The following is a 12,284-nucleotide window of genomic DNA, read 5'->3' as shown; positions in this document are numbered from 1 at the left end:
GGTGAAGTGAGCAGACGGATACGCTGGCGGCACCGCTATCTTTTTGCGGCGGTGCCGGTGCTGCTGGCGCTGGGTTTGTGGCTGGCCGACAAGCTTTGGCCGCTTCCCCTGAGCGAGGCCCGTCCCGCGCGAATCGTGGTGGCCGCTGACGGCACGCCGCTGTGGCGTTTTGCCGATGAAAACGGCATCTGGCGCTATCCGGTCACCATTAATGAAGTTTCGCCGCGCTATCTCGAAGCGCTGATCAACTATGAAGATCGTTTCTTCTGGAAGCATCCGGGGATCAATCCCTTCGCCATTCTTCGCGCCGCCTGGCAGGATCTCAGCAGCGGTGAGGTGATCTCGGGGGGCAGCACGCTCACCATGCAGGTCGCCCGCCTGCTCGATCCTCATCCGCGCACTTTTGGCGGTAAGGTGCGCCAGGTCTGGCGGGCCGCGCAGCTTGAGTGGCATCTTTCCAAAAGGCAGATCCTTACGCTCTATCTCAACAGAGCGCCTTTCGGCGGTACGCTGCAGGGGGTGGGCGCGGCAAGCTGGGCCTATTTGGGAAAATCCCCCGCGCGGCTGAGCTATTCCGAGGCGGCGTTGCTGGCCGTACTGCCGCAGGCGCCGAGCCGGCTTCGGCCGGATCGCTGGCCGCAAAGGGCGCAGACCGCGCGTAATAAGGTATTGCAACGCATGGCCGAAGAGGGCGTCTGGACGACTGAGCAGGTAAGCGAGTCGCTGGAGGAGCCGGTGTGGCTGGCTCCCCGCCAGATGCCGCAGCTTGCGCCCTTATTTTCACGCTACGTCGCCAGCCGCACGCGCGCGCACAAGATCCCGACAACCCTTGATGCGTCCATCCAGCGCCAGCTTGAAGACATGGCGATGGGCTGGAAAGGCCAGCTGCCGCCTCGCTCTTCGCTGGCGCTGCTGGTGGTTGACCATACGACAATGGAAGTGCGCGGCTGGGTGGGATCGCCGGATATCAACGACGAAAGCCGTTTTGGACACGTTGATATGGTTACGGCAATACGCTCGCCCGGCTCGGTATTGAAGCCTTTTATCTATGGCATGGCGCTGGATGACGGCCTGATTCACCCTTCGTCGCTCTTACAGGATGTGCCACGGCGCTTTGGCGATTATCGGCCGGGTAATTTCGACACGGGCTTTCATGGTCCGGTGAGCATGAGCGAGGCGCTGGTGCGCTCGCTTAACTTACCGGCGGTACAGGTGCTGGAGGCCTACGGGCCAAAACGCTTTGCTGCGCAGCTGCGCAATGTTGGTCTGGATTTACGTTTTCCGGCCGGCAGTGAACCTAATTTGTCATTAATTCTCGGCGGCGGCGGAGCGCGTCTCGATCGAATAGTGGCAGCCTACAGCGCTTTTGCTCGCCATGGACGCGCGGCGCAGCTGCGTATCCAGCCCGGCGAAGCGCTGACAGAAAGGCCGCTGCTTTCACCGGGCGCGGCATGGATTATTCGTCGTATCCTTGCCGGCGAAGCTTTACCCCAGCCGGACGCCTCTTTGCCGGCCGTGGTGCCGCTGGCCTGGAAAACCGGCACCAGTTACGGCTACCGGGATGCCTGGGCTATCGGCATCAGCTCGCGCTATTTGATCGGCGTATGGACAGGGCGGCCAGACAGTACGCCCGTCGCCGGCCAGTTTGGCCTGGGCAGCGCGGTGCCGTTGCTCAATCAGGTTAATAACCTGCTGCAGGCGAGCTCCGGCGTTCGGCAGGCTCGTTTGCCCACCGATCCGCGCCCGCCATCGGTATCTGCGGGCGAGGTTTGCTGGCCGGGCGGGCAGTATCTGCCGCCGGGCGACAGCAGCTGCAGACGCAGACTGTCCAGCTGGCTGCTCGACAAGAGCGAACCGCCGACGCTGCAGGCGCCGGGGCAGGAGAGCGTGCAGGGCATCAGGCAAATAGTCTGGCGGGATAAAACGGGGGCCCGCGTGGCGCCAGATTGCCCTGAAGCCCGGGAGCAGATTGTGGAACTGTGGCCGCTGCCTCTGGAGCCCTGGCTGCCCGTCACGGAGCGAAGGTCGGCGCGTTTACCGCCGGCATCGGACACATGCCCGCCCATGCAGAAAAATGACGTGACGCCTTTATTGTTATTGGGCGTGCGTGAAGGAGCGATTTTAAAACGCCTGCCCGGACAAACGCAGCTACCTCTACGTTTGACGAGCCAGGGCGGGCAAGGGGAGCGCTGGTGGTTTTTGAACGGCAATCCCATCGCCGGAAACGGTGCGGGAACGGCGCTGACGCTGGATAAGCCCGGCGCTTATCAGGTACTGGTGCTGGACGAGGCGGGCCAGCTTGCCGCCGCGAATTTCACCCTTCAGTGAGGAAAAACGTATTTTTTTCATGCCTACGGAGAAAGTGTTGCTGAAATTACTCTTATTTTAAAAAAATGTTATCTCCGTCCATAGGCAACGACAGACTTGCTCATTATAATCGGCGCCAATTCATAACCGGCTGGCCGGTCAAACAGAACAAACACAGAGGTAATCATGGCTATTGAACGTACTTTTTCCATCATCAAACCAAACGCGGTGGCAAAAAACGTTATTGGTAACATTTATGCTCGTTTTGAAGCGGCAGGGTTTAAAATCGTCGGCGCGAAAATGCTGCACCTGACCAAAGAGCAGGCGCAGGGCTTCTATGCCGAGCACGAAGGTCGTCCATTCTTTGACGGCCTGGTTGAATTCATGACCTCCGGCCCGATCGTAGTGAGCGTGCTGGAAGGCGAAAACGCGGTACAGCGTCATCGCGATCTGTTGGGCGCCACCAACCCGGACAACGCGCTGGCAGGCACTCTGCGTGCGGATTATGCCGACAGCTTCACCGAAAACGGCACCCACGGCTCCGACTCTGTAGAATCAGCAGCGCGTGAAATCGCCTACTTCTTCGCAGAAGGCGAAGTGTGCCCGCGCACCCGTTAATGGGCATGCACTGTTAAGCGACCGTTACATTTTATTTGGCTTCGGCCGCTTTCAGTCGTGGCATACTTGCCATAGAATTTGTACAATGTTGCGCCCCGGATGAGTCCGCTCTCCGGGGCGCATCTTTTTAACCCACCTGGGGCCGTAACGTGTAACAACGAGGCCGGAAAAAAATTATGTCTGAGCAAATTGTCACCTCCGAGACGCCAGTAGCCGTTGTTTCTGGTAAATCTGAAAAAATTAACCTGTTGGATCTCAACCGTCAGCAGCTGCGCGAGTTTTTCGCCGCTATGGGGGAAAAACCCTTCCGCGCCGATCAGGTCATGAAGTGGATGTATCACTACTGCAGTGATGATTTCGACGAGATGACCGATATCAACAAGGTGCTGCGCAACAAGCTGAAAGAAGTCGCGGAAATTCGTGCGCCGGAGGTTGCTGAAGAGCAGCGTTCTGCAGACGGCACCATTAAATGGGCGATCAAGATTGCCGATCAGCTTGTGGAAACCGTGTATATCCCGGAAGAAGACCGCGCCACGCTGTGCGTCTCATCCCAGGTTGGCTGCGCGCTGGAGTGTAAATTCTGCTCAACGGCGCAGCAGGGCTTTAACCGCAACCTGCGCGTATCGGAAATTATCGGCCAGGTCTGGCGCGCGGCGAAAATCATCGGCGCGCAGAAGAAAACCGGCGTGCGTCCTATCACCAACGTGGTGATGATGGGCATGGGCGAGCCGCTGCTGAACCTCAACAACGTGGTTCCGGCCATGGAAATCATGCTCGACGATTTCGGTTTCGGGCTGTCCAAACGTCGCGTTACGCTGTCCACCTCAGGCGTGGTGCCGGCGCTGGATAAGCTGGGCGATATGATCGACGTAGCGCTGGCGATTTCGCTGCACGCGCCGACCGACGACATTCGCGACGAGATCATGCCGATCAACAAAAAGTACAATATCGAAACCTTCCTCGCCGCCGTGCGTCGCTATCTGGAGAAATCCAACGCTAATCAGGGTCGCGTCACGGTCGAGTACGTTCTGCTGGATCACGTCAACGACGGCACCGAGCATGCGCACCAGCTGGCGGAATGCCTGAAAGATACGCCGTGCAAAATCAACCTGATTCCATGGAACCCGTTCCCGGGGGCGCCATATGGCCGCAGCTCCAATAGCCGTATCGACCGTTTCTCTAAGGTATTAATGAGTTACGGCTTTACTACTATCGTGCGTAAAACCCGCGGCGATGATATCGATGCCGCCTGCGGCCCAGCTGGCGGGCGAAGTTATCGACCGCACCAAGCGTACGATGCGTAAGCGTATGCAGGGTGAACCTATCGCCGTAAAAGCAGTCTGATAAGCAGTTTTGTGCGCTAAAACAGAGCGCAATCTTCTCTGTTTAGCGCAAAAAGGCGCCAAATCATCGCTAACTGTAAATTTGGCGCCTTATACGTTAAACCGGTTAATAATTACGGTGCGTTTCTTTGCGCTTTAAGGCAGTATGTAGCCGCACAACAACAGTTTAGCCGTAGGGTATGTGGGCAAGCATTAAGCAGGGTTAGCCAACAGCATTTAAAAATGCGGTCTATGGTTAACTTACTGGCCGGAAGCGCCGCACGGCGTGGTTACGTGATTTACGTAATGCGGGCTGGAGTTTTTGCTGAAGGTTAGCCTTCTGGTGTCAGATTAGTTTCGCGGTACGGGTGAGCGTGGCGTAGCGGAAATGTTGCGATACAAAGCTCGTGCCTATTCCTTAATGAACAGTACCAGCAGTTGTAGCTAATGAATACTGAAGCCACTCAAGAAACAAATGCAGCACAAACCACAGGCGTTCGTTTGCGCACCGCGCGTGAACAACTCGGTCTTAGCCAACAAGCCGTGGCAGAACGGCTATGCCTGAAGGTTTCTACCGTTCGGGATATTGAAGACGACAAGGCGCCTGCCGAGCTGGCGTCGACTTTCCTGCGTGGTTACATCCGCTCGTATGCGCGTCTGGTGCATATTCCTGAAGAAGAGCTGTTGCCGATGATGGAGAAGCAAGCTCCGGTCAGGGCGGCGAAAGTGGCTCCGATGCAGAGTTTTTCATTAGGCAAGCGCCGCAAAAAACGCGACGGCTGGTTAATGAGCTTCACCTGGCTGATTCTGTTCGTTGTGGTGGGTCTGACCGGCGCCTGGTGGTGGCAAAACCACAAAGCGCAGCAGGAAGAGATCTCCACCATGGCAGATCAATCCTCTGCGGAGCTGTCCGCGGGCAACACGGCGCAGTCGGTGCCGTTAAATACCGGTGCTGATACCCCATCAGCGCCGGACGCCGCGACTCAGCCTGCGCCCGTTCAGGAAGATCCTCAATCACCGCCGGCAGATGCCACCGCGCAAAACGCGACTGCAGATAATTCAGCGGTAGTTTCGCCATCCCAGGCTCCGATTGATAACGCACAGAACACCACTACTCCGGCGCCGGCTCCAGGCGCAGGCGCCGCGGCGTCTTTGCCAACTGACCAGGCCGGCGTAACTGCGCCTGCCGCGGACGCTAACGCGCTGGTGATGAATTTCAACGCCGATTGCTGGCTGGAAGTGACGGACGCCACGGGCAAAAAGCTCTTTAGCGGCATGCAGCGTAAAGACGGTAATTTGAATTTGGCCGGCCAGGCACCGTATAAGCTTAAAATCGGCGCTCCGGCAGCAGTACAGATTCAGTTCCAGGGTAAACCTGTCGATCTGAGTCGCTTTATCAGAACTAACCAGGTTGCCCGTCTGACCGTGAGTGCGGAATAATCGCTTCCGGCGAGACGTGTACTTGTGGAGACTTGTAATGCATAACGAAGCCCCGATTCAGCGTAGAAAATCTAAGCGCATTTATGTCGGGAATGTGCCTATCGGCGATGGGGCCCCTATCGCCGTCCAGTCCATGACCAACACCCGTACCACGGATGTGGAAGCCACGGTCAATCAGATTAAAGCTTTAGAAAGAGTCGGTGCCGATATCGTTCGCGTATCGGTGCCTACCATGGACGCTGCAGAAGCGTTCAGGCTTATCAAACAGCAGGTCAACGTTCCGCTGGTCGCCGATATCCATTTCGACTATCGCATCGCGCTTAAGGTTGCCGAATACGGCGTTGACTGCCTGCGCATCAACCCGGGCAATATCGGCAGCGAAGAGCGTATCCGGACGGTTGTCGACTGCGCGCGTGATAAAAACATTCCGATTCGCATCGGCGTTAATGCCGGCTCGCTTGAAAAAGATCTGCAGGAAAAATACGGCGAGCCAACGCCGCAGGCCCTGCTTGAATCGGCTATGCGCCATGTGGATCACCTTGATCGTCTTAACTTCGACCAGTTCAAGGTGAGCGTCAAAGCCTCAGATGTTTTCCTTGCGGTGGAATCTTATCGCCTGCTGGCAAAACAGATCGATCAGCCTTTGCATTTAGGGATCACCGAAGCGGGCGGATTCCGCAGCGGTTCAGTCAAGTCGGCCATCGGCCTTGGCTTACTGCTCTCTGAAGGCATCGGCGATACCCTGCGCGTTTCGCTTGCGGCCGATCCGGTTGAGGAGATCAAGGTTGGCTTCGATATACTGAAATCACTGCGCATCCGTTCTCGCGGCATTAACTTCATCGCCTGCCCAACGTGTTCGCGCCAGGAGTTCGACGTTATCGGCACCGTAAACGCCCTTGAACAGCGCCTTGAAGACATCATCACGCCGATGGACGTTTCCATTATTGGCTGTGTGGTCAACGGCCCGGGTGAAGCGCTGGTGTCAACGCTCGGCGTGACGGGCGGCAATAAGAAAAGCGGTTTCTACGAAGACGGCGTACGTCAAAAAGAGCGCATGGACAATGACAACATGATTGCTCAGCTGGAAGCGCGTATTCGTGCCAAGGCCAATATGCTCGATGAGAAGCAGCGTATTAGCATCCAGCAGCTGGAAAAATAGTGCGAAACATGGGAAGCATAGGGCTTCGAAGTGTATGATTGAACCCGCCGGGCTTTTTGCGACAGCGAAGAGCCTGATTTCGGGTTCATTTTTTGTATAAAACGACAGAGAACAAACGTGGCAAAAAACATTCAAGCCATTCGCGGCATGAACGATTACCTGCCGGGCGAAACCGCCATCTGGCAGCGCATTGAAGGCATTCTGAAACAGGTGCTCGGCAGCTACGGTTATAGCGAAATTCGTTTGCCGATTGTAGAGCAGACCCCGTTATTCAAACGCGCCATTGGTGAAGTGACCGACGTGGTTGAAAAAGAGATGTATACCTTTGAGGATCGTAACGGTGACAGCCTGACGCTGCGTCCTGAAGGCACCGCAGGCTGCGTGCGTGCCGGTATCGAACATGGTCTTCTGTACAATCAGGAACAGCGCTTGTGGTACATCGGGCCGATGTTCCGCCACGAGCGTCCGCAAAAAGGGCGCTATCGCCAGTTTAATCAGCTGGGCGTTGAGGTCTTTGGTCTGCAAGGGCCTGATATCGACGCTGAGCTCATCATGCTGACCGCGCGCTGGTGGCGTGCGCTGGGCATCGATAAAGACGTACGCCTTGAGCTGAACTCTATCGGTTCGCTCGACGCGCGAGCAAAATACCGCGAAGCGCTGGTGGCCTATCTCGAGCAGTTTAAAGAGCAGCTGGATGAAGACAGCCAGCGCCGCATGTACAGCAATCCGCTGCGCGTACTGGATTCCAAAAACCCGGACGTACAGGCGCTGCTGGATAACGCGCCGGCGTTAGGCGACTATCTGGACGACGAATCGCGTGAGCACTTCGCCGGCCTGTGCCGCTACCTGGACGCCGCCGGTATCGCCTATACCGTGAATCAGCGTCTGGTGCGTGGCCTTGACTATTACAACCGTACCGTTTTCGAATGGGTGACTAACAGCCTCGGCGCTCAGGGAACCGTGTGCGCCGGCGGTCGTTACGATGGCCTGGTTGAGCAGCTCGGCGGCCGCGCGGCGCCGGCGGTTGGCTTCGCGATGGGGCTTGAGCGTCTTGTTTTACTGGTTCAGGCGATTAATCCTGAATTTAAAGCAGAATCCGTTGTCGATATTTACCTGATATCGTCGGGTCAGGGAACGCAAGCTGCCGCCATGCTGTTGGCCGAGCAGCTGCGCGATCGGGTTCCGGCATTAAAACTCATGACCAACTACGGCGGCGGCAACTTTAAGAAACAGTTCGCACGCGCGGACAAGTGGGGCGCTCGCGTCGCGCTGGTTCTGGGCGAAGACGAAGTTGCTAACGGCCAGGTCGTGGTGAAGGATCTGCGCACGGGTGAGCAGCAAACCGTAGAACAACAAAATACGGGTGCGCATCTGCAGGCGCTGCTGGGCTGATTACCCGGCGATTAATCGTTAAGGAGAAGGACTGCGTGGAAGTTTACGAGAACGAAAACGAGCAGATGGAAGCGGTTAAACGCTTCTTTGCCGAAAACGGCAAAGCGCTGGTGGTAGGCGTCGTACTGGGGATCGGTGCGCTGGTCGGCTGGCGTTACTGGAACAGCCATCAGGCAGACTCCGTGATGGCGTCTTCCCTGGAATATCAAAATGTCACCAGCGCTGTTCGCGCCGATCAACCGGCCACTCTTAGCGCCGCTGAGAAATTCGCCGCGGAAACCAAAAATACTTACGGCGCGCTGGCTTCGCTGGAACTGGCTCAGAAGTATGTAGATAACAACGACCTTGCGAAAGCGGCTACCCAGCTGCAGCAGGGTCTGAGCAATACCGGCGATGCAAACCTTCAGGCCCTGATCAATATGCGTCTGGCTCGTATCCAGATTCAACAAAAACAGGCTGATGCAGCGCTAAAAACCCTCGACGGCATTAAAGGCGAAGGTTGGGTTGCGATAGTGGCTGATTTGCGCGGTGAAGCGCTGCTCAGCAAAGGCGATAAGCAAGGTGCGCGCGATGCCTGGAGTAAAGGCGCGCAGACCGACGCTTCTCCTGCACTGCGCGAAATGATGCAGATGAAAATTAATAATTTGTCCAGCTAAGAGGGACCCGATGCAATTGCGTAAATTACTTGTGCCAGGGCTGATTTCTCTGACGCTGCTCAGCGGCTGCTCATTGTTCAGCGGTGAAGAAGACGTTGTTAAAATGTCTCCGCTGCCAAAGGTTGAAAACCAGTTCGAGCCGGAAAAAGTGTGGAGCACTTCGGTCGGTAGCGGAATTGGCGATTTTTATTCCAACCTTCATCCTGCCTGGCAGGACAGCGCGGTTTATGCGGCCGACCGCCGCGGCACCGTTAAAGCGGTCAACGCGGATGACGGCAAAGAAATCTGGTCGGTGGATCTCTCTGAGAAAACCGGCTTCTTCTCCAGCAACCGCCCGGCGTTGCTGTCCGGCGGCGTGACGGTATCCGGCGCGCATGTTTACGTCGGCAGCGAAAAAGCGCAGGTTTTCGCGCTTAATACTTCCGACGGTAGTATTGCATGGCAAACCAAAGCCGCGGGTGAAGTGCTTTCTCGCCCGGTAGTCAGCGACGGTTTAGTGCTGGTGCATACCAGCAACGGCCAGCTGCAGGCGATGAACGAGACCGACGGCGCCGTAGCATGGACCGTTAACCTCGATATCCCGGCGCTTTCCCTGCGCGGTGAATCAGCGCCGTCAACCGCTTTCGGCGCCGCCATTGTGGGTGGCGATAACGGCCGCGTCAGCGCGGTGTTGATGAAGCAAGGTCAGCTGATTTGGCAGCAGCGTATTTCCCAGGCGACGGGCGCGACGGAAATCGATCGTCTGAGCGATGTGGATACCACGCCGGTTATCGTCAACGGTGTGGTTTACGCCCTGGCCTACAACGGCAATCTGACCGCGCTGGACCTGCGTTCAGGCCAGGTGATGTGGAAACGCGAGCTGGGCTCAGTGAACGATTTTATCGTTGATGCCAACCGTATCTTCCTGGTCGATCAGAATGACCGCGTTATTGCGCTCAACGCTGAAGGCGGCGTTACGCTGTGGACGCAAAGCGATCTGCTGCACCGCAACCTGACTTCTCCTGCGCTGTATAATGGCTACTTAGTGGTTGGCGACAGCGAAGGCTATATGCACTGGATTAACACCGACGATGGCCGCTTTGTCGCTCAGCAAAAAATGGACGGCTCAGGCTTCCAGACCGAGCCGGTCGTCGCCAGTGATAAACTGCTGATTCAGGCGAAAGACGGTACGCTGTACTCGATCAAACGCTAAACTTGCCGGATAATTAGCGAGTACGAAACGGTTCCCGAAGTCCGGGAGCCGTTTCCTGTTTTTGAGAACGACGCGCTTAGGCGTCGTTTGACGATGAATTTTGAGTAATGAGGCTTTTATAATGGTACCTGTGGTTGCGCTTGTCGGGCGCCCTAATGTCGGAAAATCCACGTTGTTTAACCGCTTGACGCGTACCCGAGATGCGCTGGTCGCGGATTTCCCGGGGCTGACTCGCGACCGCAAGTATGGTCGTGCTGAGGTGGAAGGCCGTGAATTTATCGCCATCGATACCGGTGGTATTGACGGCACGGAAGACGGCGTTGAAACACGTATGGCTGAACAATCCCTGCTGGCGATTGAAGAAGCCGATGTCGTGCTGTTTATGGTAGATGCGCGCGCAGGTTTGATGCCTGCCGATGAGGCTATTGCCAAACACCTGCGCTCTCGCCAGAAACCTACGTTCCTGGTGGCGAACAAAACTGACGGCATGGACCCGGATCAGGCGGTTATTGATTTTTACTCCCTCGGCCTGGGTGAAATTCACCCTATTGCCGCATCCCACGGCCGTGGCGTAACCAGCCTGCTCGAACACGTGCTGATGCCGTTTATCGATGAGGTCAATCCTCGCGAAGCGGAAGAGGAAATTGATGAGGACGCCGCCTATTGGGCTGCGTTCAACGCCAAAAACGGCATCGTTTCTGAAGACGAAGAAGAGGAGGCGGAAGAAGAGGAAGAGTTTAATCCTCAGGATCTGCCTATCAAACTGGCTATCGTTGGCCGCCCTAACGTAGGTAAGTCAACGCTCACCAACCGTATTCTCGGCGAAGACCGCGTGGTGGTTTACGATATGCCGGGCACCACGCGCGACAGCATCTACATTCCGATGGAGCGCGACGAGCGCGAGTACGTGCTGATTGATACCGCCGGCGTGCGTAAGCGCGGCAAAATCACCGAAACCGTTGAGAAATTCTCCGTTATCAAAACGCTGCAGGCGATTGAAGACGCCAACGTGGTGCTGCTGGTTATCGATGCCCGTGAAGGCATCTCCGATCAGGATCTCTCGCTGCTGGGCTTTATCCTCAATAGCGGGCGCTCGCTGGTGATCGTGGTCAACAAGTGGGACGGCCCTGAGCAACGAAGTCAGAGAACAGGTGAAAGAGACGCTGGATTACCGTCTTGGCTTTATCGACTTCGCCCGCGTGCACTTTATTTCTGCGCTGCACGGCAGCGGCGTCGGCAACCTGTTTGAATCCGTACGCGAAGCTTACGACAGCTCAACCCGTCGTGTGAGCACCGCGCTGCTGACTCGTATCATGAACATGGCGGCAGAAGACCATCAGCCGCCGCTGGTGCGCGGCCGCCGCGTGAAGCTGAAGTACGCCCATGCCGGTGGATACAACCCGCCGATTGTCGTCATTCACGGCAACCAGGTAAAAGACCTGCCGGATTCCTACAAGCGTTACCTGATGAACTACTTCCGTAAATCGCTGGACGTAATGGGCACGCCAATCCGCATCCAGTTTAAAGAAGGGGATAACCCGTTTGCCAACAAACGTAACACCCTGACGCCGAACCAGATGCGCAAGCGCAAGCGCTTAATCAAGCACATCAAGAAGAGCAAATAATCATTCTTTAAAATTATTTGCTAAAAAATCCGGAAGCCCGCCTCGCGCGGGCTTTTTTGTTGTCATTAGCTATCATTACGATGCATGACAACGCTTAATCAGGATGTATATATGGGTGTGCCTAATCCACAATGGCGTGATTTTGTGTACACATTAAAGCGGTTTTGTGTACACGAAGCGGAAATTTTATGTACAAAAGAGCCGAAAATGTGAGTGATAGCTATGCCTGGATTAACTGATATTCAGATCAGGGCTTGGATTAAAAGCGGGGAGAGGTTTGACGGTAGAGCCGATGGTAACGGACTTTATTTGAGCTTTCCAAAAGCTACACGTGTCCATTCTGGAGGTTTCGCTATAAATTTGCTGGCAAGGCACGAGCCATGGTCATTGGCTCGTATGCTGATATAACTCTGAGTAAGGCGCGAGAGGCTGCTAAAAAGTTACCCGCTCGCGTTACGCTGGGCTATGACGTTGCCGGGGAGGAACAAGAGCGAAAGGCTGAGGCTGTTGCAAAAATCGAGGCAGAGAAGAATGCTATTAACGTTTCACAACTAGCCGCTGAGTATTACACCC

At 56.0% G+C, this 12,284-nt stretch carries 7 protein-coding genes and 3 pseudogenes; all 10 read left to right on the top strand.

Annotated features, from left to right (window positions below):
• Window positions 1–6 precede the first annotated feature (6 nt).
• A complete protein-coding gene (gene pbpC / locus WLO32_RS15230) occupies window positions 7–2,328 on the top strand; it encodes a peptidoglycan glycosyltransferase PbpC (RefSeq protein ID WP_435945842.1) in 2,322 nt (773 codons plus the stop codon).
• Between the two features lie 165 nt (window positions 2,329–2,493).
• Window positions 2,494–2,925, top strand: coding sequence for a nucleoside-diphosphate kinase (gene ndk / locus WLO32_RS15225; RefSeq protein ID WP_121265977.1), 432 nt, complete (start codon window positions 2,494–2,496; stop codon window positions 2,923–2,925).
• A gap of 176 nt (window positions 2,926–3,101) precedes the next feature.
• Window positions 3,102–4,269, top strand: a pseudogene (locus tag WLO32_RS15220) (bifunctional tRNA (adenosine(37)-C2)-methyltransferase TrmG/ribosomal RNA large subunit methyltransferase RlmN).
• Between the two features lie 425 nt (window positions 4,270–4,694).
• On the top strand, window positions 4,695–5,687 hold the full coding sequence (gene rodZ, locus WLO32_RS15215) for a cytoskeleton protein RodZ (RefSeq protein ID WP_435945841.1): 993 nt from the start codon (window positions 4,695–4,697) through the stop codon (window positions 5,685–5,687).
• A 37-nt stretch (window positions 5,688–5,724) separates the two neighbouring features.
• Window positions 5,725–6,846, top strand: coding sequence for a flavodoxin-dependent (E)-4-hydroxy-3-methylbut-2-enyl-diphosphate synthase (gene ispG, locus WLO32_RS15210; protein WP_121265984.1), 1,122 nt, complete (start codon window positions 5,725–5,727; stop codon window positions 6,844–6,846).
• Between the two features lie 117 nt (window positions 6,847–6,963).
• Window positions 6,964–8,238 (top strand): histidine--tRNA ligase, encoded by a 1,275-nt coding sequence (gene hisS / locus WLO32_RS15205; RefSeq protein WP_435945840.1) that lies wholly within the window; start codon window positions 6,964–6,966, stop codon window positions 8,236–8,238.
• 35 nt (window positions 8,239–8,273) lie between these two features.
• Window positions 8,274–8,894, top strand: coding sequence for a YfgM family protein (locus WLO32_RS15200; protein WP_435945839.1), 621 nt, complete (start codon window positions 8,274–8,276; stop codon window positions 8,892–8,894).
• A gap of 10 nt (window positions 8,895–8,904) precedes the next feature.
• Window positions 8,905–10,086 (top strand): outer membrane protein assembly factor BamB, encoded by a 1,182-nt coding sequence (bamB, locus tag WLO32_RS15195; protein WP_435945838.1) that lies wholly within the window; start codon window positions 8,905–8,907, stop codon window positions 10,084–10,086.
• 121 nt (window positions 10,087–10,207) lie between these two features.
• A pseudogene (der, locus tag WLO32_RS15190) lies at window positions 10,208–11,711 on the top strand (ribosome biogenesis GTPase Der).
• 222 nt (window positions 11,712–11,933) lie between these two features.
• Window positions 11,934–12,280, top strand: a pseudogene (locus WLO32_RS15185) (Arm DNA-binding domain-containing protein); the annotation flags it as partial.
• Between the last annotated feature and the right edge of the window lie 4 nt (window positions 12,281–12,284).

The organism is Dryocola mayonis, from assembly GCF_051307045.1.
Classification (GTDB): domain Bacteria; phylum Pseudomonadota; class Gammaproteobacteria; order Enterobacterales; family Enterobacteriaceae; genus Dryocola.
This window is presented reverse-complemented; position numbering and strand designations above follow the sequence as displayed.